Here is a 26,021-nt window from a genome sequence, read left to right as displayed (position 1 = left end):
TAATAAAAAAGGCTGACATATCTGTCAGCCTCTTAAATACAGCGTCAGCCTTCTAAATATTCGTAGTGGCGACTTTTATTCGAAACAGATCTCGATGAAGGCATTACCCCATTGAGATGAGAAAGGCATGATGATGATTGCCCCATCACACTTGTGACGAATAGTGTGGCCTTTACCTGAAACCACGATTGGAGTTGCCATGTCGAAGTCGAAGCCGCTTTCAGCAAGAATACGTTTTGCACCGCCAGTCACCATGTTAGTGATTTCACCCACCATATCGGTTACTTCTTCGTTGAGGCCGTTTGGTCGTTCACCGAGCATGTTTTCCATGATTTCGAGGGCGAGACCTTCATCAAAGGTGATCGACATTGAGCCACGAGATTGTGTACCCACCATACCAATTAGGCCGGATACATCACCACGAGCGATTTCATCTTTCTTAACTCTCGGTTTTTGTGGCTTCAATTCTAGAGAAGCCATCGTTTTTAATACGTTCATCAAAGAAGCTAAAAACGGGTTTACAAATTCAGCGCGCATAATGTTCTTCTATAATCTTATTCTTTCATCTCGGAGGAGCAAGATTGGCAAATGCCATGCGATTCAATGACATGATTAGTCAATTGAAAGCCATGCTTCTCAGCGTTACTGGCGAGTAGGGTGACAAGCGCATCGTCTTGCAGTTCTATCACAGTGCCACATTTATCGCAGATCAGTAGTTGGGAGAAATGTTTGTTGGCATTACAAGAACAGCAGCATATAAAGCTATTGGTTGACTCAACTCTGTGAATGAAACCTTGCTCCAACAAGAAATCCAAAGCGCGATATACTGTAGGTGGCTTGGCTTGCGGCTCACTGACTTTCAATTGCTCTAATAATTCATAAGCACTAGAGGCTTTCTTATTAGAGAGGATGAGCTCAAACACTCGCTTTCTTTGAGGCGTTAATCTCACGCCACGAGATGCGCATATCCCTTCAACTTGCTCTATTAATGTGTGGTCCAAATTCTTCACCATTCAATCGGACATCCTTAAACAAACCCTATTTTCAGGTTATTTCGGCTAAGGAGCCATTGATTTCTATTAAAGTCAGGTACAGAGCGTATTGTGACCCACGACTTTGAATAAGACAAGGTAACTCAAAATGACAGTGTGACTCAAGGCATAACTGATTAGTGAGGCTGAATTAGAGATCTGGTGAATGATTTATAAATAATGTTTGCATATTGGGAGTGCTCAAAATGGCTCGAGACACCATGTTTTGGTGGGCTCTTTATTTGAATACGTATTTATAGGTCATATGAGACTATTTTATATGAACGCATTCAACGTAGCCTACAACTAAGCAAATTTAAATCTCAAGTTATTGAGTGAAATATTTTGCAACATCATAGTTGCTAAGTTGTATATTGGTATTGTTGACTATGAGGCGTCAGATACCTACTATGCGCCCATATTTTTACAGGAGAAATATTATGGAAAACGACAGTCGAAGGTGGATTACTAGCTCAAGAGCGAGGATCCTATTGGAGTAATATGGACTAAACATTGTTTCCCCCTTCAATTCTTCTCTCCCTCTTATAATGACGTTGGTTTCTTTCTCTGAAACTCAAACGTTATCTTGTTAGTAACCACCTGAAAATGAAGTGTTTTTCTATTGCTCGAATGGGGCAAGGGATCGTCATATCTAATAAAAAGGTGCGTTATCATGACCATTATTAACACAGTAAACGAATACAACCATCATCAAACCGTTAGCTTCGAGTCTGGTGCGACTCAGGTAGATTTCACTCTTTTTAATCATTGGATTGAAATGCGTGAGATACAAAAGCTTAACCAACATTTTAACGCTGAATACATTCAGCAAGCGCTTTGTTTTACTCATCAGTTATCGGCAGAGTCGCTTCAACGTCTTTGTTCACTTGAGGGGTTCGACTATCAGCAAGATGTAGAGCTGTTTCTTCAAGCAAGGCATCCAGTTATCCATGCTGTTAATTCCGCAGCAATGACAGTGCTCTATCATGATATGTCCGTAGAGCAGGCGAAAAAAGCATTGAACAGTCTGTATGTTGAGTTTGCCTGTCTTACTATCGTCGACGATATGGGACGGTTTGCTGGCCTAATCAAACTGGATATGTTGTTTAAGTCTCAACCTAATTTAAAACTATCTGAGATTGTACAGCATGCCATTAGCTGTCATTTTAGCGCATCACAAGAACATGCGGTGGCGCTACTCAAACAAAGTCGTTTTGACGTTGTTCCAATCTTAAATAGTCAGGGACTTCCTGTCGGTTTGCTATCGGCTAAATCGGCGATAGATATCGTTACCGAAGAGCAAACTGAAGACATGGAACGATTGATGGGCATTCAGCAAGATGGTCATGTCGGCGACTATATGAGCTTGTCTGTTATGGATCATGTGAGTAAGCGTATTGTCTGGGTGATAGGCCTAGCCATATTGGGTTTGCTATCCGGTATGGTGATCCATAGTTATGAAGATGCAATTGAAGCGTTTACGGTTTTGGCCTTGTACATGCCAATGATAGCGGACTCTGGCGGCAATGCTGGTACGCAGTCTGCGACTGTTATGGTGCGCTCTCTGGCGTTAGGAAGCATCAAGCTGCGTGACTGGCTGTCTGTGTTGTGGAAGGAAACACGCATTGCCATTGTTATTGGTGGTGCACTGGCTGTTATTACCTTAGGGAAAGTGAGTTTATTGTCTTATGGTGTTGAGTTGCCGGCGAATCTGACATTAACCATGTTGGGCTGTGCAATTGGCTTAGCACTCTTCTTCCAAATAGTATCTTCTACCGTTATTGGCGCTATGCTGCCTATGATGACTAAACGACTCAACCTTGACCCTGCCGTTGTCGCTAGTCCAGCGATAACCACCATCGTTGATATTGGTGGGCTGCTAATCTATTTCTTCTGTACTACTCGATTACTCGGTTTGTCTTAACCTCAGAGTAGGAGCTGTCACCATGAATATAGAATGGAGAGTGAGCAACGCTATAGTGGTGTCCCAGATGCTACGAGGTGGTGAGGTTGGAACCATAGATATCAAGATCTATATGGATGGCCAACGTTATTCAGTTGCAGATTTCAGTGAGGAGGCAACTGATGATCTGTACCGTTCAATATTCCTTTATCACAACACTGATAGTCTATTAACTGAAGAAGCTCGACTGGAGTTCATCGCTCTGGAAATGGGTCACTGGTGTCCTGCAACTGAAAGTAGACTAGTGGAATGGTTAACGTCGTTCCATACTGCGATACGTGCACGGTGTCTTTCGGTTTGTTGTGAGCCTGGATACCCTGGCGTGCCATCTTTGTGTTGGCAGGTGGAGAGGGTAAATTATAAGTTTGCTCTTTTGTTTGAGCGTTGCCCATCGGCGCGCTCATTACATCAACGCTTATTAGTCATCGCATGCCAAGAGCTGTTAAAACTCTATGAAAGGTTGAGAGACAATCATGCAGAGTCGTCATCGCAATCTGTGTTGAGCTGTTTGTCTCGACTTTTGTTTGAACGCAACCATATTGCAGGTTGGCGTCCATACGAGCAGAGAAAGAAAGCATATCGCGGAACGGGTTACCGTGATGAAATCGAGGAGTTTGCCTCTAGTTGGCCGGCATATCGGCATGAGTACTTGTGCAGCCAGCGCCGTGCATCCGTAAACCACCTGATAACCATTGCTTTAAGCAGCATGCTCGCTATGTCAGTTGTGTTAATGTTCAATATTCATTTGATGAAACAGGATGGACATTTGACTTTGAGTCTACTTGTATTGATCTGCTTGCTTTATGGTGGGCGTGATGTGGTCAAAGAAATTCTCAAAGTAAAAATAACCAAGCAGCTTAACAAATTTAATTTCTATCGAAGATATAAATTGATTCGACCTGGAAGTTTTCGAAGTATTGGTAAACGAAAAACTCGGATGCGATCTCAATTTAGTCCGCAAAAAGCATCATCTAAGATGTGTTTGCAAAAGGCTGAGAGTATCTCTATTGCTAAAAGACTTGGTACACATGCAGTATCAGTGTATTGCGAGACTCAAATATCACTAAGCAACTTAGATAAATATCGTAAGGCACAGTATTTTAGAGTGTTGAATCAGCAAGGAGAAAGTGAACGTACACCAATACGAGATAATCGTGATTTGCATATTTGCATCCAAATCACCCAATCAAATAGAAACACCATAACAAAATCGTTTCGCTGTAATAATGAGGACCATAGTCGTTGGTTTGAAATAAAGCCGGTAAGCTAGAATGAGGTGGCTGGTGGTCTTTGAAGCGCAATTGTTGGTCCGGAGGAGTGACGGTATCCGCGTTGGTTCGATTATTAGCCACTTCGCTTTCTTTTTGAAACTCCTCCGCTCTCTGTGTATTATTGGCTGTTTTTTTGATCACGATAACCGCTTTATTACGGAGTGTGTGAAACTCCACGATATTCAAAGCGGATTTGATGGGTAAAATTATTAGGTAAAACAATGACCAAGCCAGATAACATGAGTAAATTCCAATCAAACCGCTTATCCGTTGCACCCATGCTCGATTGGATTGATTAAGCAGCCTTAGCAAGGGCTGAGCTAGTTTGAGGGGGACTATAGGAGTACTAAGCTAATACTACCTCCCAGATAGACAAAACCCCCGCCTAAGCGAGGGTTATTCAGCAGCGCCACATTGGCTTGTCATCGCCGTATTGTGGGCTGGCTACATTCCAAGAATGCAGTCTTAGTGCTCCGTTTTGGCGAACCAAAGAAGCTGTTACAGGTTGATCATATGTGGTGAGACCACAGAATGCAAATACGTTTCTGCGATATCAAAGTAATTAAAAGTAATTAAAAGTAATTATAGGTGCTCAGCCAAAAAACCAAGATTGAGGCCATGGAGGGTGCAGCTATAGACATTTCTCATGGTTTCTCTACCAAGTCGGTTTTGAAAGTAGATTCTTTTCCCTTTCTCGCTGCCCAGCGAGATATAACTTAGCCTGTCAAAGCTGACCGTATAAAGCATATCTCCTTTTACCCAAGTCGGGGCCCCTTGAAAGAATCGGTGCCTGGGAAGATTATTATCATCCAATTTTAAGTGATACGGCTGAGGAGGTTTAGGTGGCGTTGTACTTAAACCGACAATAGAAACCAGCCGGTGTCCATTGGGACGTGTATTTATGACAAGAACAGGGCGATTTTTGATCAGCTCAGGGGCTTTAAAGCCACTAAAGTCACACATGAGTATTTGCCCAATTTTGGGGGAATATCTGATGGTCAATGATGACTCCTCTTCTTTTCTTCTTTTTGTCGGGGAAGTAACCTAGAGCGCTGACACGTTAGTCGAAAAGGTGGGAGGTGATAAAATAATTGAGGGGTAATTAATGAGTCACAAGGGACATTTTGAACTTGGATGCTATTTCATACTTGAGGTGGTCTATCTTTGAACTGCTTTTTAAGCACTACAACCCGTTATTACCGTAAAAGTACGGTATTTACTGGCCTTCATTTTATCTATCATCAGATTCGACCCTTCTTAAGCCGGGGGTCACCTAGCCAACTGACGTTGTTTTGTGAACGTTTTTTGTTCACATTTATTATCTTTACCAGTTACCATATTTGGTAACTGGTTTTTTTACATCCTCTGCCCAGACCAAACCACCTCACCAATGATTTGAAAGTCTTTGTGCTCTAAATCTTTCTTGATGATTTCCCAAGTTTTATAGGTTGGGTTATCGCTTACTACTTCGATTTTTTCCGGTAAGAATTGCAGACGCTTAACCAACAGTGCACCTTCAAACCGAAAGACATAAACCCCGTCTGAAGCAAAATCATCAATTTTATTGACCATCACAATGCTCTGGTTCTTGAGCGTTGGCGCCATACTGTCACCCCGAACGGACAACAGAAAAATGTTTTCAGGTTTGTAGCCGAGATCTTTACGTAGGTACTTTTCGCTGAATAAGAGAGCGGTGGAGGGGTCTTCGTTTTCGACAAGTGATCCTGAACCAGCACTGGCTTCGACTTCATAGAGTTTGACTGATACATATCCTCTATTAGTCGGAGCAAGATTGCCGTGCAAGGAGATTTCTTCAGCTTTAGCGATGATGTGTTTAGGTATTTTTCCACGAGCACGCCAGTTCTGAATGGTAGACGTTGAAACCCCTAAGATTTCTGCCAGCTCGATATTACGAATCGTGCCGGTCATCTTTTTTAATTCTAATAATTTATCATCAATTATGGCCATGCTCCCTCCCTTTTGAGTCGATAAGGTGCTTATATAAAAATCAATATGAGCGCTTTAGTTGCCTAATGAGCTCATTGGTCGCTCATTTATGAGTGAGCAATTTTAGAGCTACTCAATTGCTCTAGATTGTCTTGAACAAACCAGAGTATCACAGGTGACCAGATGAATATGCACTTCGCATTGTTGGCTCGTTTCGCGAGTCCGACAGTTGAATTAAAGGCTGTAAGTCAGGAGTTTTTTGGGATTACGCCGAAAACCGCAGAACAGAAAGCTAAGGCGTGTGACTTTCCTGTTCCTACTTTCAAACTACGCGACTCTGAACGGAGTCCGACGCTGATCAAGGTGGAAGATCTGGCTATGTATATCGAGAAACGATATGAGCTAGCAAAAACCGATTGGCAATCAGTGAATGGGTGAGGGGGGACTTATGGAAACTCCGATGCATTCCATCAACATAGATTTTACTCATTCCAGTCAAGCTAAGCTGTTACATCGAGTAATTGAAAGTCAGTTGAACCCATCTATTGACTCCGATGAGGATAGCTATCTTGCTGTCGTCTTGGGGCAATTAGAAGAGGCCATTGAATTACTTGAAAGTCTGGAGGTGTAGATATGCAAACACCAACAGAGATTCGATTCTATGAACTGAAATTGATGATTAAACGCTATCAATATCGTCATGCAAAATCGCCGCGTCAACGCGAGTTGATTGAGCAACAAGCTAAATTGATAAGTAAGCGAGTATCGAGCTATGCAAGACACAACTCTTAATGTAGAGGAGCAGCTTAAAGAGCAGGCCAGTCGTGATGAAGCGATTCGTTTTTCTCTAGAGACATCGATTGGTCATCATTTTTTTAAGCTGCTCCCCCGTGTTGTTCAGGAGGATATTGAACATCAACTTATTAAGCGTAAACAGCGTAAGAATCCTGATAGAAAAAATCTCGAACTCTTTACTGTTGATGTGTTCAGTCATGCCCTAAAACTTTCCCCCATCATTGAAGATAAGTTTCCCTTTGCAGATGCTCGTAAAGAAGCCAAACCCAAACCAGTCGTGTGCTCAGAGCAGCGACCGTATATTCAACTTGATCACTTTACGCTGACCAATGACGAGGCGTTAGAGCGTTTGGCGCTAAACCTGACTGAAGTCTTTCACGATGAGATTCGCCAAGTGGAGTTAAAGGAAAGCTACTTATCTGCTTTAGATATGGCTTATCAAGCGATTGAAACCCAGATGAAGGAAATCCACCTTGAGCCACCGAAGTTATATATAACCGGACAGATGCCGCTTGAGGATTGTGAGCGTGAATACGAAAGTGCAATTCGTCGTTGTTTGGATGTTCGATATTTAGTGCGAAAGATCATTTATCTACGGAACCAATATCTTGAGTTCGCACAAATAGCACTTGAGCGGGTTGGGGGTGAGAAAGCGCAAAGAAGTTACGTATCGAGTCGTTCATTTGCACTGTGGCGCCGTAAACAAGTGGAAGCTGAAAATTATGTTCAGTCGATGGTTGTCGTCAGTGAAGATACCGACACCGTTTTTGATTTAAGTGAAGTGGTGAAGCGAACGACGGCGAATCATGAAAATCGTCGTATTGAGCTGGTGGTACGCTCTCGTGGTGATGAAGAAAGAGCCATCGATTTAGGTTATGAAGGGGTATTTATTACTTGGACTTTACCGGGAAAGTATCACCGAAGCTCAAAGCAGTGGATTGGGTGTACACCGAAGGAAGCCCATATAAATTTGATGGCTCAGTGGAAAAGAGCGAGAGCTCTCTTCAAAAAACATCAAGTTGATTGGTTTGGTCTTCGGGTGGCGGAACCACATAAAGATGGGACACCTCACGCACATTTGTTTTTGTATTGCCCTAAACAGCAGCTTGAGCAATTAGTGGATATATGTCGTCAGATCGCTATAGAGGAAGATAACGAAGAGCTTAAAACAAAGGAACTTCAGGAAAAACGTTTCTTGGCTAAGCAATGTGATCCGTCGAAAGGAACTGCAACAGGCTACATCATTAAATACATTTCCAAAAACATTAATGGTGCTCATATGCCAGAGAAAGAAGCGGATGAAAATGCTTTATCAGCTCGCGCATGGGCATCAATTCATAGAATTAAGCAATTTTCTCAATCGGGCTCTCCGGCCGTTGGCCTGTGGCGACAACTCCGAAGAGCTAAACCATTAGATACCGCATTCGATGAGGAACTTGATTCACTTCGTGATCACGCTGATAACTCTAGATGGAAGGGTTTTTGTGAATTAGGTGCCAAAGCCAAATTAGCTTATGAAGAGCAGTTTAATAAGTACGGGGAGAAGACTAAACGTGTGGTTGGTTTTCGTTGGTTAGGAAAACTTATTGAGACATGCAGCGAGCACTTTCGATTGGTTAAAAAATCGGATCTGAAGCAAGTGCAAGAAGCGCGGAGCGCTTTACCTTGGAGCACTGAAAATAAGTGTAACCCACCGCCGGAAATGGAGATATCCCCGCTCGAAAAAGCGTTGATGGACGTGACGGGTTGGAGCGTAAAAGGGGTTCAATGCTTGCTTAAACCGTTATCGATGGGGGCGAAAATCCCCATTGATAAGCACACCACTCTCAGCCTGATAAATGGACGGTTGGGAGTGACTTAACCCACGCCAACGATGTGAATCAGGGGCCTTTATCCAATACCAACGTCGAGAGACAGGGGGAAGACAATGAAAAGACTATCGCTTGAGGAGTGTCAACGAGATTTAGCCGCCCTCGATGCGGCTGATAAGCTGACCGCCAGCCTAAAAGTGGAAATTGACCGTTTTAAAGAAATGGACACCGGCGCACTCATGAAAAAAGCCATGGGCATGTTGATGAGCGGCAATCTTTCACTGGAGGCGTTAGGCCTTCCCGTTAACTTGTTTGAGCAGCTTGAACACCTCGAAAAGCTCAATGGGGTGGCTCGCCTGAAATACCGCTCAGTCGTAGAGGCTCAAAAGCAGCAGCTTGATGAGATTGAAAGTGCAGAGGTGGATCATGGCTGAACATAAAAACCCAACCCGTGGGTATATATCTTGTCCAGTTTGTCAGTCAGTCGCCAGCGCCCATCAAGTGGGGGAAGGGAAGCTCATCGCTACAGGGGAGCCGCCTAAAAACAGCCGCAACATTGGATTGATGTATTACCGTTGCCCGAAGTGCGGTAACAGCTCACATAGCCATGAAGTGACTAAGTTCATTAAAGCGAATCTTGTCGCTGACTCAACCGAACTTCAACCGACGGTCACCGAGAAACCGTTGGTGGTTGATCCGGTTTTGATAACCGAACCTAACCGAACAGAGGTAACCGAGCTAACCGAGGGGTTAACCGAACAGGAAGAAACACAGGAAACCAGTAAAGACGCGGTTTCCAACCGAGAGGTAACCGAAACCGCCGACGATGAAGAAGCAGAAAACATCCAAAGCACGTTTTCCTTTAAACGAGTCATAGCAGCGTTGGTGTCGGTTATCTTCCTCATCTGGGCATTTTCTCAACTGCTACCCAAACCGAAAGCCACAACCGAACAAGCGCAAGGAGGGGAGCATGGAGCAAACGAATGAGGTCTTGTTGGATGAGCCTGCGGCGGTGGATGATTGGGGGGATTTTGGGGCGGTCATTGATCAGCTTGAACAACAAGAGCAAGGTGAGGCCGATTCGGTTCACCTAACCGATTCAACTGAAACCGTCACCGAAGATAAAACCGAAGCCATGGCGGGGTTACTGGATATTGTGTTCGCCTTGACCGAACAAGCCACGTCCATTATTTCAGGAGTTGAGTTTGAATTTGACGGTAAAGGTAAACAAGCCGTCATTGATGCCGCGCAACCGGTCTTTGCAAAGCATGGTTCAACCTTGATGGGAGTGTTTGGGGACTACATCGAAGAGGCCACGCTACTGCTTGCTGTTTTGGGCTTGATCTACTCGTCTAAACAACAAATGGTCGTATTGATGCAAGCCAAGGAGGTCGAGAGTGAACAAACCAACCCCCCTAGCCCTACCGAATCCCATTAACGCTAACCCATCCTTTGATGCTGAACACACCCTTTATGTAGCGGGAACGGGAGGGGGAAAAACCTCAGCCGTTAAGTATTTAGGGTTAATCCCTAAAACCGCACAAGCGGTCTTTTTTGACCCCTACACCAACTACGCGGGGAGTAAATTTCAAGGGCAAATGTGCCACGGCACGAAGTCACGTCTAGCGTTTGTGAAATCGCTGGTGATGGCGCGTCGTCGTGGCGGCTCGTTTAAGTTGGCGTACATTCCAGCCAATGGGGCAACCTATGAAGAGTTGGAATTTTTCGCGTCAGTGGTGTGGTCGGTCGGTAACGGCCGCGGAAGCCGGCTCTATACGGTGATTGAAGAGTTAGCCTCCTGCGTAGAAACCTCTGGCAAACTTCGAGGTCGTGCGGGTGAGCTGTTGCGTGGCGGGCGTCAGTATGGCCTTGTGGTGCACTCCATATTTCAACGAGGTCAAGAGGTACCGAAAACCGTGACCGAGCAATCCAGCGTTTGGTGGGTGGGCGCGGTGAATTCTATGAGTGATGCTCAATGGATCGCGGATAAACGCGGGTTGGATGTGAATACCATTGCGACGTTGAAATCCGCTAAGGTCAACAAGCAACGTATTGGAAAACCGATCGCGGAATACCTCTTGATCCGTGATGGTATCGGTAATATTGAGCATAAGGCGCTGAACTGTCAGTCAGGCTCAAGACTCAATTTGAACTATCGATAATCAGCCTTTTTAACCTATAGGTTACCCGTCCAACCTATAGGTTAACTCCCCTTTCTTTTTAAACGCAACTCCACTTCTATTAAAGACTCAATGTATCTGTTCGAAATCCAACGTCGAGAGACAGGGGAGTTTATGAAAGCTCAGCATAAAAACATCTTGATTGCTGTTGTACTGACCTTACTGATGATTGCCATCATTAATAACGTCTCAACGTTAGAAGCAGTCAAACAACTCATCAACGGCAAACGTGGCTGGTTTTAAGGGGAGACAAACATGTCAGTAAAACCAATCAAACTGAATTCAATGGTCGGGGCCGCTTGGGGACAAAAAGGCACGCTGCCTATTCCTGTTGGGCCGACTTACCATGAGTTAGTGCTAGAGACGAATGCCGAGGCCGCCGAGATTGAACGCTTGTCGATTACGCTGAATGCAGAGGAAATCTATGTCTTAACGGGCAGTGAAATCCTGATGTTAGAGCGCTACAAGCAACGTGCTCATACGAATGGCCATTACGTGATCCCATTCAGTGACATTACCGCTCGCACTAAAAATGGGGTTCGCTACACAGGACTCGTGACGGAGGCGGGCGATAACATTCATTTGGATGTTCAGTTCAAAGCGAAAGCCAGCGGTGAGCCATTGTCTATCCAGGTTCATGCTTGGGTCACCAATGCGCAACCTGCCCGTATCTTGGTTCCAATGATAAAGCGTGAAACCATGCCAGCGAACGCCGCAGGGGTAAACGAGTTTACGAGCTTAGTATCAAGTCCGTTAATCAGTTTGCGCCGTGCACACTTTATGCACGCGGGGATCACCAAGCTCGAAATTGAACGTGACTTTGTGAAAGAGTACGAAGCCAACAAGTTCATCAATAATGCGAACGCCAAACGGAACGAACGTACGCCACAAGCGGGCTATTTTCATTTTGATCCGATTGTGCGTGGCTTTTCTATTGATGAGCTCTTCCCAACACAGCACAGCTCTAATCTGAAGTTTTCAGTGACCACGAGTGACGTCGCCGGCTCAATTCCTATTTTGGTTGAATCGGTCAAAGTGGTTCGCCCTGAAATGCTCGCAGGTAAATACTAAGGAGCACGCATGAGCTTTTTTGATGACCTGTTGGAGTTTGGTGAAGGGGCACTCGATAGCGTGGGAGAAAATGCCGATTGGTTATTTGGTCACAACGCGAATTCGTCCAATCCCAACACCACGCAGCAGCCAAACACCCCAGTGGTCGACAATAACGGCAATGCCGTGACGAGCCCACAAGGTAGCTCTGCCGTAGTGAAAGATAACACCTTGCTTTATGTCGGTGGCGGGATAGCGGCGCTCTTGGTGGTGGTTCTTCTCATTGTTCTCTTCAAGGATTAGCGCATGCCATTACTTTTTATCGGTTTAGGCGGTCTTGGGCTTGGAACAGCACTCGGGTTTGGTGTGAGCCAGGGGCTTAACAAAACCCTAACCGCGACTGCGGTGATGGCTTTGCTCTACCTTGCCTATAAATTGGGAGTATTTCGCTAATGCTAGGCTCACTCACCTCTTTAACGGGGGGCGGAGGCTTGACGGGTGGGTCATCGGGACCTGCAACGTCTGGGAACACCTCCAATACCACCAATAACAGCGGCTTTACGGCCGGCGCAATGAACTTTGGCAGTCATAACGGCATACCGTGGTGGGGGATCGCACTCGTCGCGCTTTTTGCGCTGTATGTTTTTACTCGAAAGTAACTTAATTCCTGAAACGTGGGGAAACGCCAAGCCGAAGTTAAGTAAAGCGCTTGGTGACTACCTCAAGCAAGCTGAAATTGAAGTGAAAGCGGGGCGAGAGTCTCTCTATCGAGTCGAAGACACGTTCATGTTGTTACGCGGAGAGCAATCCCCCTCTGGCGCTAAGGAGTTGGTTGTGGTGGCTTTAGCGGGTGACATGGCCATCGGGACGCTCAGTGCTCTCAATCACGGAGTGGCGAATGGGTTTGATTCTATTCGCGCTCACTTTAATCAGCGCGGCGCTTATCGCTATATTCAGCGTAAATTGCAATTGCCCGTGCGAGAGATTGAGACCTACAAGAATGAGCACGTATTACAAATAAGGTTTGATGACATGGGTGGACGGAGTAAATCAAATAGCAATGCGAAAACCATCACCACGACCACCAACAAGAACAACAGTCTGGGTATTGGTGGTGATAACAACGGCTTTGCTCTGTCAGGGATAGAAAACTCTGACATTAATTTAAGCATGACTGACCACGGTGCCATGGCGGTGGCGGGTAAGACCGCAGAAGAGGCGTTTAACTTTGGCAATAACGCCTTAGATTTGGCGTCAGATAGCGTGGATGCGTCGCTAAATTTTGGTGAAAGCGCACTGGATGGAGCGTTTAGTTTTGGTGAGAGTGCATTAGGGGCCAACGCTGATCTTAGTGAATACGCGATAGGGGCAAACTCGAACCTGAGTGAGCACGCGATAGATTCGATTAAATCCATGGCAGGTCAACAAACGGAAACCACCAAAGCTGCCATTGCCATGGCGAATGCATCCAAAGCAAGAGAGCAGACGGGTGAGAACGAAAGCAATAATGAGCTGTTGAAAAACGTGTCTCTTATAGTGGGGATCCTCTGCACGTTAATGACCATGGCCTATTTAGTATCGGGGCGTAAGAAATGAAACAACTCCATACCTTAAGCGCTGGCGAAAGCATTCAGTTTAACGCGGGTCAGGCAGGTAAATACCTCATCCTTCGTGAAGCCAGTCATTCCCTGATGCTTCGCGGAGACGCGTTACGTCCTACAGAAATCGGGCGGGGCGATACGGTGGATATCACTCGTTTTGATGAGCTTGAACTTTTTAACCATCAAGAGGAATCGGTCACGGTTGAATATCAAGTGGCAGACATTCCCATCAGCACCAAATCTCAAAACATCGATATTAATAATTCCGTCGCGATTAGCGAAATCTTAACCCCCATCACTGTCAGTGCCGTTCAAGCAGAAGTGAAGACGCGCATTCAAAATGACACGCTAACTGTGGAGAAGCTCGCTGACCTTTACACCTTGCAAAAGGTCGATACGGGCCATCTGGATTTAACGGGAGATGAGCAAAACATTGCGGGAAATGAAGAGCGAAAAGGACTCTTTATTCAAGCCTCTCAAGATAATGAGTGCTCTGTTTTGGTTCAAGGGTTTATTGAGGTTGTCGCCGGTGGTCATGTGCTGATTAAAAGTAACAAGGCCCTGATGCTAGAAGGTGTTGCTGGTGACAAGGTTCGCGTAGGTGAGTTCGTATGATTGACATTTATAACCCATCTTACAGCCCTCGATTAGGCGGCGAAGGTTTGTCTGTTGATGTAGATAGCACTCTTTCAGTCGCATACACAGACAGTGCTTTGAGTATCTATAGTGTGGAATTTCCTTTGCAACCCTGTGAGCTCTCATTGGTGACTTTAAACGTTGCGCCTTCAAGACGATCTACGATTGAAGCGTTTAGAGCCTATCTAAGGTATAGCATTGAGGCTCTCAATGATGAGAATGACATTCTAATGTATCAGCAATGCACTTATCAGTTAGGCGAATCGACCACCAGAACCTCCCCAATACACACGATTGTTGTCCCCAAGGGAGCAACAAAAATGCAAGTTCGAATGGGCTCAGGAGTCGATTTAAGGGTAAGCAAAGAGAATGAGGCTTCATTCAATGAAAGTACAAGTTAATCGCATGGGACTCATTGTCTCCGTTAATGCACCGCAGCCTAGAGAGGATTGTGAGACGCTTGATATTGAGTTAACCGACGACGTATTAAGCAATTTGGGTGGCTACCTTGTTCAAGACGGAGAGGTGGTGCTTAACGAGACGATGGTGCGGGAAAGCATGAGCTACGCTCGACGACAGCTCGCTAAGCAATACCTTGAAGCCACAGATTTTTACTTAGTACGCCAAGTAGAAACCGGTGCTGACGTCCCTCAAGAGGTTCTCTCCAAGCGAGCAACAGCCAGAGCGTTACTGGTGACTCAGTTACCGGACTTCGAATAATGGTCATTCAAAAGTTGAGTGCGCTCGTTGTGCTCTTCACTTTACTAGGAGTGTATTTCATGAACAAAAAAACCGTGGATAAGGCACTTAGTCAGTTTGCGTTATCAGCAAGAAGTGAGTCACGCATGATTGGGGTTCATGGCGATCTCAAGCGCGTGGTTCGCAGGGCGATTGAGTTAACCCCTTTTGATTTTGGGATTACCTCGGGAAAGCGAACGGCCAAAGAGCAAAATGCACTCTTCAAAAAAGGCGCCAGCCAATTGGACGGCTACAGCAAAAAAAGCCGGCACCAAACGGGGCATGCCATCGACTTTGTCGTGTATGACGAAAACAGCAAAGTCACATGGGGTTTTAGTTATTACGAACAAGTGAGTTGGGCGTTTAAACAAGCAGCGCAAGAGTTGAATGTGCCTATTGTCTGGGGTGGGGATTGGGTCAGCTTTAAAGATGGGCCTCATGTGGAGCTCGATAAACGGGTTTATGCATGATAGGCGCCATCGCAAACCTCATCACTGGCGGCATTGATGCCTATAAGCAGCACGGCCTCAATAAAGCGAATGCCCTCAAGCGACAAGATGAGCTTGAGCAAGAGCGTCACCGAGCTCAAGTGAAGCGTTTACAGTCTGGAGATGAAAAGGCCGCCGATTTAGATAGGGTGAGTCTCAAAGATCGCGGTCTGAAAGACGAGTTCATTCTCTTGGTGGTGTTTGTTCCTCTAATCTTATCGTTTATTCCAGACTATGCCGAGTATGTGCAAGAAGGATTCAAAGCGTTGGAATTTGTGCCCGAGTACTATTGGTACATAGTGGGCGCAGTGGTCATCGACACGTTTGGGTTTCGCTCTATGGTGCGTTACTTACTGGAGTTCTTTTCATTTAAATTCAGGGGTAAGTAATGGAGCTACTCATCTCACTGAACAGCATGGGCTTATCGCCGACCTGGATAGCGTTACTCGTTGTGTTATGGAAGCAAGATAAACGCTTGACCATCATTGAAACAATTTTAGAAGGTAAAAAGAATGACTAAGACAGAGGGCAAAAGAAACGGTACGTTAAAAAGGGGTATCGCTTCGCCAAAGGTGGGCGTGTTGTGAAAGCAAAACTCACCTCATAAATCACACTGAAATTATAATTATTTATTATTTTATCTTATTTACGCTTGCTAGTTTTTGCTCGAGCTTTTGTAAATAAGGATAATTGAGATGAAAGGATCAACAGTATTTTTAGTTACGTCTGTATTACTTTTAGTAGGAGGTTGTGGCGGCGGCGGTGAGGACAGTTCGACCTCAGCAAGCAATGATTCATTTTCAAGCAATGGAATTTATTTTAATAGTACAGATTTTGCGGTGCTGTTAGTTGATTCTTCACGTTCTGAAAATAATTTGATTGTGGGGGATTTCGGAAGTGATAGCGTCTATTTTACCGATAGCGCGACTACAACCAAGAATCAGATGAAGACCGTAGGTGTAACGTATGCTGACGAGGTTGATTTCTTGAAAGATAGCAGCCAAGAAATAACAGCAGACTTTAATGACACCTCTGTGGAGCTAAAAGCTACTTTTAACGGTAGGAACTTAGCGTACTCGATGAACAAAGTTTCAGATTCTTTGCCGTTGCCTGAAATTGTAGGAACGCATACTGATACTGATGGTACTACTTGGGAAATCTTTGCTGACGGTTCATTTATTGTTAATGGTATTTGTACTGTTACTGGAAATTTAGTGCGTAAGGGAGCGTATTTCAATGTAGAAAAAGCAAGTGCTACATCATGTGCTTTAACGCAAATGAATGGGGCATATAGTGGGGTACTCCTCACTGTGCAGCATCAGGGAATTGACTACCTTGCAGGACTTTTAGGAAGTGAGACAGCTTTACTTTGGGGGAGTGCTCCAAAGAGTTGATAGAAAGATAATAAAAAGCCATTTTACTACTTGATATAGTGTTTAATTAGCAAAATCGATACCAATAGACCATTCAGGTGCTCACATCTATTTTGTTTTTGGGTGTGAGACCCATAATAGCTTTACGGGTTTAAATTTTATTTATTATGCAGTTTATGTGGAAATAGCTGAGTATAAACCTGCCATAGTATATTCAAGTTCCTATGCCCTGTTACTTGAGCGACCTCTTCTATTGAATAGCCCTTTTCAAACAACCGACTTGCACCTTCTCTTCGTAAGTCGTGATATCTCAAGTCCTCAATACCCAATTCGTTCCTTACTCGCTGAAAGCCTGCGCTCACACTTCGTGAGTTGTACGGGAAAATAAGATCACCTTTGTTTGGTTGCTTTAGTGCGATCTCAAATGACTCGCCAAGCAACGGCACAATCATGTGGTTACCTTCTTTCTTCCTTGGGTCTTTTCTATCTCTAACCAGTATCGTCTTATGTTCTTGGTTGAGGTCTTCCCAACGCAGTTTGCAGACTTCGCCAATTCGCATACAAGTAAGAATGCTGAACTCTAGAATGTCAGTGAATGGGATTCGAGTTGTGCCATTTGGCCGGAAAGACTCTCGTTGTTCTAATCCAAGCTTTAATAGTTTCAGCTCTTCAGAAGTCGGGCGGCGTGTTCGTTTCTGACTCTTACCGACTAACCCCATATCAATTAGAACGGGTACGGCTTCATCAAATATCTGGTGATTGGTGTTGATGTTGAAGACAGGCTTAGACTTTTTCATTACAGAACGCAGGTAAGCAATATCATGATAAATCGTTGCGGGTTTGGCTCCTGCGCCTCTTCTATTTTTACAGTGCTCGATTAAGTCGCTAGTTCGTAGCTGATTACTTTCAACTTGGGCGATGTCGCAATCCCTAAGCATTTTAATAACGTAGCGTTTTGTTCGGCCTGTATTGTCCCAGAGATCTCGTTCTGCCATGAACAAATCGAGGAGTACCGAAAGGGGGACTGTTTTTGGCTGATTGAGTACCCCTTGAGCTTCTAGTTCAGCTACCCTTTTTTTACCGAAAGCTTTAGCGAGTGCTTTCTTTTTTAGAGTTTTGCTTTCCCTGTGTATAATGCGCGAATTCTTTTTAACGATGATTGTTACCTTGAACCTTGGTTCACCGCTTTTTAGCTTTCTGGTCTCGATGGTATAACTTGCCATTGTCCAACTCCTAAAGGGGTACTTGAGGGGTACTACAGGAAGTAATTCCGTTTAATTCTAGGTAATTCACTGTATGTTTGTACAGTATTAATTGAGACTGAATCATGACAAACACTAATAAAACCAGTAAATACGCTAGTAACCGACTTTCTGTTGCACCCATGCTCGATTGGACTGACCGCCACTGTCGTTACTTTCACCGTTTGCTATCTCAGCAGACTCTTCTGTACACGGAAATGGTAACAACAGGCGCGATCTTACACGGTAAGGGCGACTTCCTAGAATACAGTGAGCAAGAGCACCCACTGGCTCTTCAACTTGGTGGTTCAAATCCAGTCGATCTTGCTGCTTGTGCCAAACTGGCTGGTGAGCGCGGATATGATGAAGTTAACCTTAACGTAGGTTGCCCTTCAGACCGAGTTCAAAACGGTCGCTTTGGTGCGTGCTTAATGGCTGAACCAGAGCTGGTAGCAGACTGTGTATCAGCGATGAAAGAAGTCACTGATATTCCAATCACGGTGAAAACTCGCATTGGTATCGATGACCAAGACTCATATGAGTTTCTGACGAAGTTCATCTCAACGGTTTCTGAAAAGGGCGGCTGTGAACAATTCACTATTCACGCACGTAAAGCGTGGTTGAGTGGTCTTAGCCCGAAAGAGAACCGTGAGATCCCACCTCTAGACTACGATCGTGCATACCAAATCAAGAAAGATTTCTCTGATCTTGTGATTGCCGTGAATGGTGGCGTGACTACTCTTGAGCAAACTAAAGAGCACTTGCAACACCTTGATGGTGTGATGATCGGTCGTGAGGCTTACCATAGCCCGTTTATCTTGGCTGAAGTTGATCTGCAGATCTTTGGTTTAGACACGCCAATCAAGAAGCGCTCACAAGTGGTTGAAGAAATGTACCCGTACATTGAGCGTGAGCTTTCAAATGGTGCAAGCTTAGGACACATCTCTCGTCATATGCTTGGTTTGTTCCAAAGCATGCCGGGCGCAAGACAATGGCGTCGTTACATCAGTGAAAACGCACATAAGAAAGGTGCAGGTATCGAAGTGATGCAGACAGCATTGGCTAAGATCCCTAAAGAGCTAAACGTATAACCTCCCTCGAGGTTAAAGTTCGAGCTTAAAAGCCCAAGGTTAGAAACTTAAGCTTAAAAACCTAAGCTTAAAACTTAAGGTTAAATTCGCCACTAGAGGCTAAATTTGCCATTGATAGTTTCTTTAAAAGCCACGCATTTAGATGTGTGGCTTTTATTTGCCTGATAAGTAAGGGTTTTATTGTTTTTACTAACTTGGTATGGAAGCTGCAATGTTAGAAATTAGGAAAGATAGGTCATTAACTCATTAGGGAGACCATTATGTTTGAATTAATCTTTGTTCTTATTTTCGTCGCAACTCTACTTGTCACTGGTATCACGTTTATGACGGTATTGGCTGCAACCGGAATCGCGTTAGCAGTTATGTTGGTCTTGGGTATGATGGGGGTTGTGTTTAAGTTGCTGCCTTGGTTGATCGTGATTGCAATCGGTGTGTGGTTTTTCAAAAACTTTGTACACAGTTCTAACCAGAGACGTTACTAAGGTCATAGTGCCGTCAAATCTTTGATCGTCAGCGGTTTATCGTTTGAGAATTTAAGATGTGTGATAGAATTTTCCCCAATAATCTATGAATGTGCATACAATTAGCACAACGATATGGAATTGGAGCTATCTCAAATGAATAAAATGCCATTAATTGCTTTAGTGGGAATGCTATCTTTAAGCTCGGCAGTGTCTGCTGAAGAAGAGTTTTCTTACACGGCTAAAGTCGGTGCCGATATGTGGTGGGGAAGTACAAAGCTAAACGAAGTTAGACAAGATGATGACTCTAACTCACCTTCGTTGTATTTCGCATTTGAGCATAATGCCCCGATGCTACCAAACGCTAGCTTTCGCTATACTTCTGTTGATGCAGATTCATTGGCTTTCGATAAGTACGATTACACCTTCTATTACACGTTGTTAGATCACAAGCTGATGAACTTCGATGCGGGTGTGACGTTTACTCAGTATTCAAACTCGAATTACATCGAACCGAAAACGGGGGGCGCTCAAACAAGCTTTGATGAATTCACTTGGAGCTTCTACGGCAACGCAGAGATCAACGTTCCTGAGACCAATTTCGATATTATCGGTACGATGGAGTTCGGTGATAGCAGTGGTATTAAGAGCACTGATTTGATGGCGGGTGTTCAGTACCGAATTCCTGTAGCAGAAACTGAAGTAGCACTACGTGGTGGTTACCGCGTGATCGACCTTGATTCGGAAGAGTTCTTCTCTTCAGAGGTTGGCAAAGAGTTTGTCATGGTTGATGGCTGGTTTGCTGGCGCTGAAGTGCGCTTCTAGGCCATATAAAGCAAATTTAGAACGAATTTTGAGAACGCCACTTTATTAAGTGGCGTTTTTTTATATCTATTGGTTATATCCTTCTGGAATTAGTTAGCACATTCATCACTTTCGACCATCCTTTATACAGAGAGCTAATTAGCGTCTATTCTTATAAGGTCTATGTTGTGAGGTCAAAGCAAGGGATGGAATATGACACTCAATGAATTACGAAATTTATATAGAGAAAACCTGTTAGTTGAAGCGATCATAGAGCCCTCAATTCAAGAAGGGTCTTGGGTTGTGGAGTTTCGCCATATGAGAGGCGGCTTCGTTCTGCTTACTGATGTCCATGGTGAGGAGTGCCATTATGCGGATTTAGACCTAGCATCTAAGTCGGCAATGGCGGTTGGCTTTCAGCAAGTGCGTATTGAAAACCAGTAAGTCAATTTACGTTTCAATCGGTTTTTACTTCCAAAAAGTTATAAAACATACTTTTCTATTCTTTCTTGTTATTAAAAGGAGTGGTTAATCTATCGTCACGCAATGATTAGGGATGTCGTGACCATGTCTTTAAATAAGAAAGAGTCTTCACAAAATAATAATGCACAGTCTGGGGTTAATGAACTACCTGGGCTAGCAGCACCACTTAATGACCAACAATTGGGTCATCTTCAACACACTGTTTCTGAGTTATCTTCACAACAACTGGCATGGGTCAGTGGTTACCTTTGGGGTGTGAGCCAAGCTCAGCCTGTAGGTGCAGCTGCGCCAATCGCTCAAGCGGCTGCTGCAGTCGCGGCTAAACCGGCGGGTAAGCTCAGCATTATCTTCGCATCTCAAACAGGTAATGCTAAAGGCGTCGCTGAATCGCTTGAGGCAGAAGCTAAAGCCTTGGGTATTGCTGTCGAGCTTTTCGATGCCAGTGATTATAAAGGTAAGAATCTAGCCAAAGAGACACACGTCATTTTTGTGGCTTCAACCAATGGTGAGGGCGAAGCCCCTGATAACGCGATTGAGTTGCATGAATTCCTACAATCGAAGAAAGCGCCAAAATTATCAAACCTACAATACGGTGTGATTGGTTTAGGTGACTCAAGCTATGAGTTCTTCTGCCAAACGGCTAAAGACTTCGATAACTTCCTCGCTAAGCTTGGTGCTAAATCGTTTGTCGACCGTCTTGATTGTGATGTTGATTACGAAGAATCAGCAACGGAATGGCGCGCTAAAGCATTAGAGCAAGTAAAAGAGACACTATCGACAGGCACTGAAGCCGATGTGGTTCAATTACCAGTAGGTCAAGCGGCCGCTGGTCATTCGCAATACACCAAACAAAACCCATACACCGCGACACTATTGACGAGCCAAAAGATCACCGGTCGTGATTCGGGTAAAGATGTTCGTCATATCGAGATTGATCTTGATGAGTCGGGTATTACTTACCAACCGGGTGATGCGCTAGGCGTATGGTTTGAAAACAGTTCAGAACTCGCAAATCAGATCCTTTCTAAGGTTGGGTTATCTGGTATCGAAAGTGTTGATGTCGATGGTGACAACTTATCTATCCACAGCGCACTCGTCAGTAAATTCGAAATTACATCTTCAAATCCTCAACTAGTGACTAAGTTTGCTGAGCTTTCGGGCAGCAAGAAGTTAATCAAGCTGGTGGAAGATAAAGACAAGCTTCGTGAATATGCAGGCAACACTCAAATTGTTGATGTACTAGCTGAAAAGAAAACCAAGCTATCGGCTGATGAGTTAATTGGCCTACTACGTAAGCTGACTCCACGCCTCTATTCTATTGCATCAAGCCAAGCAGAAGTAGATGAAGAAGTTCACTTAACGGTTGGCCTCGTTGAATATCAAAAAGGCGAAGAGTCTCGTTTAGGCGGAGCTTCTAGCTTCTTAGCTCAACGACTTGAAGAAGGTGGTGAAGTGAAGGTGTTTGTTGAGAACAACAATAACTTCAAATTACCACAAGACGATAATACACCAATCATCATGGTTGGCCCGGGTACCGGTATCGCACCGTTCCGCAGTTTTGTTCAAGAGCGTGAAAACAATGATGCTGAAGGTAAGAGTTGGTTGTTCTTCGGTGACCGTACCTTTACTCAAGATTTCTTATACCAAGTTGAATGGCAGAAATACCTCAAATCTGGTGCGCTAACCAAATTGGATGTTGCCTTTAGTCGTGACCAAAAAGAAAAGGTTTATGTTCAAGATCGCTTAATCGAACAAGCAGCTCAGGTTTGGCAATGGCTGCAAGAGGGCGCGTACCTCTATGTTTGTGGTGACGCGACTCGAATGGCGAAAGATGTCCATGAAGCGTTAGTAACGATAGCGGAAAAACATGGCAACCAGAGCCGTGAGCAAGCTGAACAATATATTAATGATTTACGTAAAGCGAAACGTTACCAAAGGGATGTGTACTAATGAGCAAGCAAGTAATAGAGCAAGAAGTGCTAGGTCAAGTACTTGGACCTTTGGCTGACAATGAGCGTTTGAAGCGTGAAAGTAAGAATCTACGCGGTACGATTGAACAAGATCTTCAAGACCGTATCACTGGTGGTTTTACCGCAGACAACTTTCAGCTGATCCGCTTCCATGGTATGTATCAACAAGATGACCGTGATATCCGCAACGAGCGTGCAAAACAAAAGTTAGAACCTTTACATAATGTCATGCTTCGTGCGCGTATGCCTGGTGGCATCATCACTCCTAAACAATGGTTAGCGATTGATAAGTTCGCAGATGAAAGCACCTCTTATGGTTCTATCCGTCTAACAACACGTCAAACTTTCCAATTCCATGGTGTGTTGAAACCGAACATTAAATTGATGCACCAAACGCTAAACAGTATTGGCATTGATTCAATCGCTACTGCAGGTGACGTCAACCGAAATGTTTTGTGTACGACAAACCCGGTTGAGTCCGAGCTTCATCAAGAAGCATATGAGTGGGCGAAAAAGATCAGTGAACACCTATTACCTAAGACTCGCGCTTATGCAGAAATCTGGTTAGATGGTGAGAAACTAGAAACAACCGATGAAGAACCTATTCTAGGTAGTAACTACCTACCGCGTAAGTTCAAGACGACGGTTGTGATTCCTCCACAGAATGACGTAGACGTTCATGCCAATGACCTTAACTTTGTTGCGATTGCAAAAGACGGAAAACTGGTGGGCTTTAACGTGTTAGTGGGTGGCGGCTTAGCAATGACGCACGGCGATACTTCTACTTATGCACGTAAAGCTGACGACTTTGGTTTTGTACCACTAGACAAGACATTAGATGTAGCAGCAGCCGTTGTGACTACACAGCGTGATTGGGGTAACCGTTCGAACCGTAAGAACGCAAAAACCAAATACACACTAGACCGTGTTGGTATTGATGTATTCAAAGCGGAAGTAGAAAAACGTGCAGGCGTTGAGTTTTCTGAAAGCCGTCCTTATGAGTTTACTGGCCGTGGCGATCGTATCGGTTGGGCGGAAGGCATTGATGGTAAGTACCACTTAGCGTTATTCATCGAAAATGGTCGTTTACTTGATTTCCCAGGTAAAGCGCTGAAAACAGGCGTTGCTGAAATTGCGAAGATCCACAAAGGTGACTTCCGCATGACTGCAAACCAAAACTTAATTGTTGCAGGTGTCTCTAAAAGTCAGAAGGCCAAAATTGAGAAACTGGCGCGTCAATATGGTTTGATGGATGATGCGGTAAGTGAGCAACGTAAAAACTCAATGGCGTGTGTGGCATTCCCAACATGTCCTCTAGCAATGGCAGAAGCTGAGCGCTTTCTTCCTGAGTTTGTTACGGATGTTGAAGACATTCTGAAAACACATGGATTACCAGAAGAAGATAACATCATCCTTCGAATCACTGGTTGTCCAAACGGTTGTGGTCGTGCCATGTTGGCTGAACTGGGGTTAGTCGGTAAGGCTCCGGGGCGTTACAACATGCACTTAGGTGGCAACAAAGCCGGAACTCGTATCCCGAAGATGTATAAAGAGAACATCACTTCAGTTCAGATTTTAGAAGAGATTGATTTGCTGGTGGGACGTTGGGCTACGGAACGACAGGACAATGAAGGTTTTGGCGATTTCACTATCCGAGCCGGCATCATCGAAGAGGTGATCATTTCAAAGAGGGATCTGCATGCATAATTCTGTCGCTTCAAAATTGAAGTTAGCAGAGCTACTCGCATTGACTAAGACGGAGCAAATACTTCGTCTTGGACAAATCAACGCAGAGTTAGAGCGGCTAACCGCATTAGAAAGAGTTAGTTGGGCTTTAGATAATTTAGAAGGGACACATGTTGTGTCTTCTAGTTTCGGAATCCAAGCGGCGTTGATGCTGCACTTAGTGACTCAAGCGAAACCAGACATTCCGGTTATTCTGACGGACACCGGGTACCTATTCCCGGAAACATATCGTTTTATAGATGAGTTAAGTAAGAAGTTGACTCTAAACCTTCAAGTATTTCGTGCGCAACAGAGCCCAAATTGGCAAGAAGCGCAATATGGTAAACTTTGGGAACAAGGCATAGAAGGGATAGAGAAGTACAACAAGCTTAATAAAGTTGAACCGATGAGAAGAGCGCTTGATGAGCTCGAGGTTGGGACATGGTTTTCCGGTTTAAGAAGAGAGCAATCTCAATCGCGCGCAAACCTACCAATTTTATCCATCCAAAATGGTGTGTTTAAATTCTTGCCGGTAATCGACTGGACGAATAAAGATGTTCACTATTACTTAGAAGAGCATGGTCTCGGTTATCACCCGCTTCGAGAGCAGGGTTACCTTTCTGTTGGAGATACACATACAACTAAGAAGTGGGAGCCGGGTATGACTGAAGAGGAAACTCGTTTTAATGGGCTGAAACGCGAATGTGGTCTCCATGAAGATGATGGAGAGCAATATGGTTCTGGGATTTAGAGTCATTGCTATTTAAAAAGCTGCCATTAGGCAGTTTTTTAGTTTCTAGGGGATAAAATCAGAGTGATTGTGGATAAGTCTGTGGTTATTGTGTAGTTACTTTGTAGTTAAAGTTGCATAAATAAGGCTTTGAGTGTTTATTCGTCATGTAATCGTTATTTTTACATTTTTCTTTAATAAACACTTGCCAATGTGATGAACATCTCTATAATGCCGCCTCACTGACACGGCAGACGCCGCAAGGCTTCAGCGCAGAATGTTAGTTAGGCAACTAGTTTTAAGTGATAATTCGCTCCTACTTTTAGAAAGTGGAAATTAATTTTCAAAAGTGTTTGACACTGAGAATTAAATCGCTAGAATGGCCGCCTCTTCCGAAGTGATGCAAGTCACAACGAAGAGAAGCTCTTTAACAATTTAAACCTATCAATCTGTGTGGGCACTCGTTGATGAATATCAAAACGTTATTGGTTCTTTTTTCGAAAGAGCGTAATAACAGTTACTTCGGTAACAAACTTGATTTCAATGAACTGAGTGACCAATACGAATAATTACTTTCTATATAGAGAGGGGTTATTTGGCACAGTCAATTCATTACCATTCTGTTGGAATGG

The 26,021-nt window shown here is 44.3% G+C and carries 35 protein-coding genes; 30 read left to right on the top strand and 5 right to left on the bottom strand.

All coding sequences use genetic code 11. The features are described 5' to 3' along the window. Positions 1–75: 75 nt before the first annotated feature. Together QQ041_RS00175 and zur are read right to left on the bottom strand one after the other, a co-directional pair. Positions 76–537, bottom strand: a complete 462-nt coding sequence (locus QQ041_RS00175) for a chemotaxis protein CheX (RefSeq protein WP_017059940.1) — start codon at positions 535–537, stop codon at positions 76–78. A 17-nt stretch (positions 538–554) separates the two neighbouring features. Continuing rightward, positions 555–1,013, bottom strand: a complete 459-nt coding sequence (gene zur / locus QQ041_RS00170; RefSeq protein WP_017059941.1) for a zinc uptake transcriptional repressor Zur — start codon at positions 1,011–1,013, stop codon at positions 555–557. A 691-nt stretch (positions 1,014–1,704) separates the two neighbouring features. Here zur and QQ041_RS00165 point away from each other — a divergent pair. After that, positions 1,705–2,955 (top strand): magnesium transporter, encoded by a 1,251-nt coding sequence (locus QQ041_RS00165; RefSeq protein WP_285952828.1) that lies wholly within the window; start codon positions 1,705–1,707, stop codon positions 2,953–2,955. Positions 2,956–2,977: 22 nt separating this feature from the next. Beyond that, positions 2,978–4,264 (top strand): hypothetical protein, encoded by a 1,287-nt coding sequence (locus QQ041_RS00160; protein WP_285952827.1) that lies wholly within the window; start codon positions 2,978–2,980, stop codon positions 4,262–4,264. 583 nt (positions 4,265–4,847) lie between these two features. On the opposite strand, the gene QQ041_RS00155 is transcribed toward QQ041_RS00160, so the two are convergent. Continuing rightward, positions 4,848–5,267 (bottom strand): type II toxin-antitoxin system PemK/MazF family toxin, encoded by a 420-nt coding sequence (locus tag QQ041_RS00155; protein WP_285952826.1) that lies wholly within the window; start codon positions 5,265–5,267, stop codon positions 4,848–4,850. Between the two features lie 354 nt (positions 5,268–5,621). Further along, positions 5,622–6,233, bottom strand: a complete 612-nt coding sequence (locus QQ041_RS00150) for a S24 family peptidase (RefSeq protein ID WP_285952825.1) — start codon at positions 6,231–6,233, stop codon at positions 5,622–5,624. 162 nt (positions 6,234–6,395) lie between these two features. Here QQ041_RS00150 and QQ041_RS00145 point away from each other — a divergent pair, with 162 nt between their 5' ends. The 21 genes from QQ041_RS00145 (at position 6,396) to QQ041_RS00045 (ending at position 16,905) form a co-directional block, all read left to right on the top strand. After that, a complete protein-coding gene (locus tag QQ041_RS00145) occupies positions 6,396–6,650 on the top strand; it encodes a pyocin activator PrtN family protein (protein WP_285952824.1) in 255 nt (84 codons plus the stop codon). A gap of 10 nt (positions 6,651–6,660) precedes the next feature. Beyond that, positions 6,661–6,843 carry a hypothetical protein gene (locus tag QQ041_RS00140; protein ID WP_057620428.1) on the top strand — a complete coding sequence of 61 codons (183 nt, stop codon included), beginning with the start codon at positions 6,661–6,663 and terminating at the stop codon, positions 6,841–6,843. A gap of 2 nt (positions 6,844–6,845) precedes the next feature. After that, entirely contained in the window at positions 6,846–7,004 is a 159-nt protein-coding gene (locus QQ041_RS00135; RefSeq protein ID WP_285952823.1) for a hypothetical protein, read from the top strand. Further along, positions 6,985–8,868, top strand: a complete 1,884-nt coding sequence (locus QQ041_RS00130; RefSeq protein WP_285952822.1) for a replication endonuclease — start codon at positions 6,985–6,987, stop codon at positions 8,866–8,868. The genes QQ041_RS00135 and QQ041_RS00130 overlap by 20 nt, the downstream gene beginning before the upstream one ends. A gap of 66 nt (positions 8,869–8,934) precedes the next feature. Next, on the top strand, positions 8,935–9,252 hold the full coding sequence (locus tag QQ041_RS00125; RefSeq protein ID WP_132715526.1) for a hypothetical protein: 318 nt from the start codon (positions 8,935–8,937) through the stop codon (positions 9,250–9,252). Next, positions 9,245–9,805 (top strand): hypothetical protein, encoded by a 561-nt coding sequence (locus QQ041_RS00120; RefSeq protein ID WP_285952821.1) that lies wholly within the window; start codon positions 9,245–9,247, stop codon positions 9,803–9,805. The genes QQ041_RS00125 and QQ041_RS00120 overlap by 8 nt, the downstream gene beginning before the upstream one ends. Beyond that, positions 9,789–10,256: a hypothetical protein gene (locus QQ041_RS00115; RefSeq protein ID WP_285952820.1), complete on the top strand. Its 468-nt coding sequence runs from the start codon at positions 9,789–9,791 to the stop codon at positions 10,254–10,256. The genes QQ041_RS00120 and QQ041_RS00115 overlap by 17 nt, the downstream gene beginning before the upstream one ends. Next, positions 10,216–10,980, top strand: coding sequence for a hypothetical protein (locus QQ041_RS00110; protein WP_285952819.1), 765 nt, complete (start codon positions 10,216–10,218; stop codon positions 10,978–10,980). Before QQ041_RS00115 ends, QQ041_RS00110 begins: the two co-directional genes overlap by 41 nt. A gap of 132 nt (positions 10,981–11,112) precedes the next feature. Further along, positions 11,113–11,241, top strand: coding sequence for a hypothetical protein (locus QQ041_RS00105; RefSeq protein ID WP_017081565.1), 129 nt, complete (start codon positions 11,113–11,115; stop codon positions 11,239–11,241). 12 nt (positions 11,242–11,253) lie between these two features. Next, entirely contained in the window at positions 11,254–12,069 is an 816-nt protein-coding gene (locus QQ041_RS00100) for a major capsid protein P2 (protein ID WP_132715529.1), read from the top strand. Between the two features lie 9 nt (positions 12,070–12,078). Next, positions 12,079–12,351, top strand: a complete 273-nt coding sequence (locus tag QQ041_RS00095; protein ID WP_285952818.1) for a hypothetical protein — start codon at positions 12,079–12,081, stop codon at positions 12,349–12,351. Positions 12,352–12,354: 3 nt separating this feature from the next. Next, the gene (locus QQ041_RS00090) at positions 12,355–12,501 is read left to right on the top strand and encodes a hypothetical protein (protein ID WP_165919940.1); all 147 of its coding nucleotides are present in this window, start codon (positions 12,355–12,357) and stop codon (positions 12,499–12,501) included. Then, complete coding sequence (locus tag QQ041_RS00085; RefSeq protein WP_048658788.1) at positions 12,501–12,707, top strand: hypothetical protein; 207 nt, start codon at positions 12,501–12,503, stop codon at positions 12,705–12,707. Before QQ041_RS00090 ends, QQ041_RS00085 begins: the two co-directional genes overlap by 1 nt. Next, positions 12,688–13,644, top strand: a complete 957-nt coding sequence (locus QQ041_RS00080; protein ID WP_285952817.1) for a hypothetical protein — start codon at positions 12,688–12,690, stop codon at positions 13,642–13,644. The genes QQ041_RS00085 and QQ041_RS00080 overlap by 20 nt, the downstream gene beginning before the upstream one ends. Further along, positions 13,641–14,264, top strand: a complete 624-nt coding sequence (locus QQ041_RS00075) for a hypothetical protein (protein ID WP_285952816.1) — start codon at positions 13,641–13,643, stop codon at positions 14,262–14,264. The genes QQ041_RS00080 and QQ041_RS00075 overlap by 4 nt, the downstream gene beginning before the upstream one ends. Next, positions 14,261–14,686, top strand: coding sequence for a hypothetical protein (locus QQ041_RS00070; RefSeq protein ID WP_285952815.1), 426 nt, complete (start codon positions 14,261–14,263; stop codon positions 14,684–14,686). Before QQ041_RS00075 ends, QQ041_RS00070 begins: the two co-directional genes overlap by 4 nt. After that, positions 14,670–15,005 carry a hypothetical protein gene (locus QQ041_RS00065; protein WP_057620404.1) on the top strand — a complete coding sequence of 112 codons (336 nt, stop codon included), beginning with the start codon at positions 14,670–14,672 and terminating at the stop codon, positions 15,003–15,005. Before QQ041_RS00070 ends, QQ041_RS00065 begins: the two co-directional genes overlap by 17 nt. A gap of 59 nt (positions 15,006–15,064) precedes the next feature. After that, positions 15,065–15,493 (top strand): M15 family metallopeptidase, encoded by a 429-nt coding sequence (locus tag QQ041_RS00060; RefSeq protein WP_285952814.1) that lies wholly within the window; start codon positions 15,065–15,067, stop codon positions 15,491–15,493. Next, the gene (locus QQ041_RS00055) at positions 15,490–15,900 is read left to right on the top strand and encodes a hypothetical protein (RefSeq protein WP_048666340.1); all 411 of its coding nucleotides are present in this window, start codon (positions 15,490–15,492) and stop codon (positions 15,898–15,900) included. Before QQ041_RS00060 ends, QQ041_RS00055 begins: the two co-directional genes overlap by 4 nt. Continuing rightward, complete coding sequence (locus QQ041_RS00050; protein WP_269058238.1) at positions 15,900–16,031, top strand: hypothetical protein; 132 nt, start codon at positions 15,900–15,902, stop codon at positions 16,029–16,031. The genes QQ041_RS00055 and QQ041_RS00050 overlap by 1 nt, the downstream gene beginning before the upstream one ends. Positions 16,032–16,206: 175 nt before the next feature. Next, complete coding sequence (locus tag QQ041_RS00045) at positions 16,207–16,905, top strand: hypothetical protein (RefSeq protein ID WP_285952813.1); 699 nt, start codon at positions 16,207–16,209, stop codon at positions 16,903–16,905. A 137-nt stretch (positions 16,906–17,042) separates the two neighbouring features. On the opposite strand, the gene QQ041_RS00040 is transcribed toward QQ041_RS00045, so the two are convergent. Next, entirely contained in the window at positions 17,043–18,107 is a 1,065-nt protein-coding gene (locus QQ041_RS00040) for a site-specific integrase (RefSeq protein ID WP_285952812.1), read from the bottom strand. A gap of 104 nt (positions 18,108–18,211) precedes the next feature. Here QQ041_RS00040 and dusA point away from each other — a divergent pair, with 104 nt between their 5' ends. The 7 genes from dusA (at position 18,212) to QQ041_RS00005 (ending at position 25,410) form a co-directional block, all read left to right on the top strand. After that, positions 18,212–19,216: a tRNA dihydrouridine(20/20a) synthase DusA gene (gene dusA, locus QQ041_RS00035; protein WP_285952811.1), complete on the top strand. Its 1,005-nt coding sequence runs from the start codon at positions 18,212–18,214 to the stop codon at positions 19,214–19,216. A 260-nt stretch (positions 19,217–19,476) separates the two neighbouring features. Then, positions 19,477–19,698 carry an envelope stress response protein PspG gene (gene pspG, locus QQ041_RS00030; protein ID WP_285952810.1) on the top strand — a complete coding sequence of 74 codons (222 nt, stop codon included), beginning with the start codon at positions 19,477–19,479 and terminating at the stop codon, positions 19,696–19,698. Positions 19,699–19,833: 135 nt separating this feature from the next. Further along, a complete protein-coding gene (locus QQ041_RS00025) occupies positions 19,834–20,502 on the top strand; it encodes a TIGR04219 family outer membrane beta-barrel protein (protein WP_102472905.1) in 669 nt (222 codons plus the stop codon). 192 nt (positions 20,503–20,694) lie between these two features. Beyond that, the gene (locus QQ041_RS00020; RefSeq protein ID WP_146491339.1) at positions 20,695–20,925 is read left to right on the top strand and encodes a hypothetical protein; all 231 of its coding nucleotides are present in this window, start codon (positions 20,695–20,697) and stop codon (positions 20,923–20,925) included. A 123-nt stretch (positions 20,926–21,048) separates the two neighbouring features. After that, a complete protein-coding gene (locus tag QQ041_RS00015; protein ID WP_285952809.1) occupies positions 21,049–22,914 on the top strand; it encodes an assimilatory sulfite reductase (NADPH) flavoprotein subunit in 1,866 nt (621 codons plus the stop codon). Beyond that, positions 22,914–24,641 carry an assimilatory sulfite reductase (NADPH) hemoprotein subunit gene (gene cysI / locus QQ041_RS00010; RefSeq protein ID WP_285952808.1) on the top strand — a complete coding sequence of 576 codons (1,728 nt, stop codon included), beginning with the start codon at positions 22,914–22,916 and terminating at the stop codon, positions 24,639–24,641. Before QQ041_RS00015 ends, cysI begins: the two co-directional genes overlap by 1 nt. After that, positions 24,634–25,410, top strand: a complete 777-nt coding sequence (locus QQ041_RS00005; RefSeq protein WP_285952807.1) for a phosphoadenylyl-sulfate reductase — start codon at positions 24,634–24,636, stop codon at positions 25,408–25,410. Before cysI ends, QQ041_RS00005 begins: the two co-directional genes overlap by 8 nt. Positions 25,411–26,021: the final 611 nt, after the last annotated feature.

This window comes from Vibrio sp. TMPB1044 (genome assembly GCF_030442075.1).
GTDB lineage: Bacteria > Pseudomonadota > Gammaproteobacteria > Enterobacterales > Vibrionaceae > Vibrio > Vibrio satsumensis.
This window is presented reverse-complemented; position numbering and strand designations above follow the sequence as displayed.

What these genes read in the sequence shown, in the direction of transcription:
- QQ041_RS00175 (WP_017059940.1), bottom strand. Translation starts at nt 537, where the DNA reads ATGCGCGCTGAATTTGTAAACCCGTTTTTAGCTTCTTTGATGAACGTA.
- zur (WP_017059941.1), bottom strand. Translation starts at nt 1,013, where the DNA reads ATGGTGAAGAATTTGGACCACACATTAATAGAGCAAGTTGAAGGGATA.
- QQ041_RS00165 (WP_285952828.1), top strand. Translation starts at nt 1,705, where the DNA reads ATGACCATTATTAACACAGTAAACGAATACAACCATCATCAAACCGTT.
- QQ041_RS00160 (WP_285952827.1), top strand. Translation starts at nt 2,978, where the DNA reads ATGAATATAGAATGGAGAGTGAGCAACGCTATAGTGGTGTCCCAGATG.
- QQ041_RS00150 (WP_285952825.1), bottom strand. Translation starts at nt 6,233, where the DNA reads ATGGCCATAATTGATGATAAATTATTAGAATTAAAAAAGATGACCGGC.
- QQ041_RS00145 (WP_285952824.1), top strand. Translation starts at nt 6,396, where the DNA reads ATGAATATGCACTTCGCATTGTTGGCTCGTTTCGCGAGTCCGACAGTT.
- QQ041_RS00140 (WP_057620428.1), top strand. Translation starts at nt 6,661, where the DNA reads ATGGAAACTCCGATGCATTCCATCAACATAGATTTTACTCATTCCAGT.
- QQ041_RS00135 (WP_285952823.1), top strand. Translation starts at nt 6,846, where the DNA reads ATGCAAACACCAACAGAGATTCGATTCTATGAACTGAAATTGATGATT.
- QQ041_RS00130 (WP_285952822.1), top strand. Translation starts at nt 6,985, where the DNA reads ATGCAAGACACAACTCTTAATGTAGAGGAGCAGCTTAAAGAGCAGGCC.
- QQ041_RS00125 (WP_132715526.1), top strand. Translation starts at nt 8,935, where the DNA reads ATGAAAAGACTATCGCTTGAGGAGTGTCAACGAGATTTAGCCGCCCTC.
- QQ041_RS00120 (WP_285952821.1), top strand. Translation starts at nt 9,245, where the DNA reads ATGGCTGAACATAAAAACCCAACCCGTGGGTATATATCTTGTCCAGTT.
- QQ041_RS00115 (WP_285952820.1), top strand. Translation starts at nt 9,789, where the DNA reads ATGGAGCAAACGAATGAGGTCTTGTTGGATGAGCCTGCGGCGGTGGAT.
- QQ041_RS00105 (WP_017081565.1), top strand. Translation starts at nt 11,113, where the DNA reads ATGAAAGCTCAGCATAAAAACATCTTGATTGCTGTTGTACTGACCTTA.
- QQ041_RS00100 (WP_132715529.1), top strand. Translation starts at nt 11,254, where the DNA reads ATGTCAGTAAAACCAATCAAACTGAATTCAATGGTCGGGGCCGCTTGG.
- QQ041_RS00095 (WP_285952818.1), top strand. Translation starts at nt 12,079, where the DNA reads ATGAGCTTTTTTGATGACCTGTTGGAGTTTGGTGAAGGGGCACTCGAT.
- QQ041_RS00090 (WP_165919940.1), top strand. Translation starts at nt 12,355, where the DNA reads ATGCCATTACTTTTTATCGGTTTAGGCGGTCTTGGGCTTGGAACAGCA.
- QQ041_RS00085 (WP_048658788.1), top strand. Translation starts at nt 12,501, where the DNA reads ATGCTAGGCTCACTCACCTCTTTAACGGGGGGCGGAGGCTTGACGGGT.
- QQ041_RS00080 (WP_285952817.1), top strand. Translation starts at nt 12,688, where the DNA reads ATGTTTTTACTCGAAAGTAACTTAATTCCTGAAACGTGGGGAAACGCC.
- QQ041_RS00075 (WP_285952816.1), top strand. Translation starts at nt 13,641, where the DNA reads ATGAAACAACTCCATACCTTAAGCGCTGGCGAAAGCATTCAGTTTAAC.
- QQ041_RS00070 (WP_285952815.1), top strand. Translation starts at nt 14,261, where the DNA reads ATGATTGACATTTATAACCCATCTTACAGCCCTCGATTAGGCGGCGAA.
- QQ041_RS00065 (WP_057620404.1), top strand. Translation starts at nt 14,670, where the DNA reads ATGAAAGTACAAGTTAATCGCATGGGACTCATTGTCTCCGTTAATGCA.
- QQ041_RS00060 (WP_285952814.1), top strand. Translation starts at nt 15,065, where the DNA reads ATGAACAAAAAAACCGTGGATAAGGCACTTAGTCAGTTTGCGTTATCA.
- QQ041_RS00055 (WP_048666340.1), top strand. Translation starts at nt 15,490, where the DNA reads ATGATAGGCGCCATCGCAAACCTCATCACTGGCGGCATTGATGCCTAT.
- QQ041_RS00050 (WP_269058238.1), top strand. Translation starts at nt 15,900, where the DNA reads ATGGAGCTACTCATCTCACTGAACAGCATGGGCTTATCGCCGACCTGG.
- QQ041_RS00045 (WP_285952813.1), top strand. Translation starts at nt 16,207, where the DNA reads ATGAAAGGATCAACAGTATTTTTAGTTACGTCTGTATTACTTTTAGTA.
- QQ041_RS00040 (WP_285952812.1), bottom strand. Translation starts at nt 18,107, where the DNA reads ATGGCAAGTTATACCATCGAGACCAGAAAGCTAAAAAGCGGTGAACCA.
- dusA (WP_285952811.1), top strand. Translation starts at nt 18,212, where the DNA reads ATGACAAACACTAATAAAACCAGTAAATACGCTAGTAACCGACTTTCT.
- pspG (WP_285952810.1), top strand. Translation starts at nt 19,477, where the DNA reads ATGTTTGAATTAATCTTTGTTCTTATTTTCGTCGCAACTCTACTTGTC.
- QQ041_RS00025 (WP_102472905.1), top strand. Translation starts at nt 19,834, where the DNA reads ATGAATAAAATGCCATTAATTGCTTTAGTGGGAATGCTATCTTTAAGC.
- QQ041_RS00020 (WP_146491339.1), top strand. Translation starts at nt 20,695, where the DNA reads ATGACACTCAATGAATTACGAAATTTATATAGAGAAAACCTGTTAGTT.
- QQ041_RS00015 (WP_285952809.1), top strand. Translation starts at nt 21,049, where the DNA reads ATGTCTTTAAATAAGAAAGAGTCTTCACAAAATAATAATGCACAGTCT.
- cysI (WP_285952808.1), top strand. Translation starts at nt 22,914, where the DNA reads ATGAGCAAGCAAGTAATAGAGCAAGAAGTGCTAGGTCAAGTACTTGGA.
- QQ041_RS00005 (WP_285952807.1), top strand. Translation starts at nt 24,634, where the DNA reads ATGCATAATTCTGTCGCTTCAAAATTGAAGTTAGCAGAGCTACTCGCA.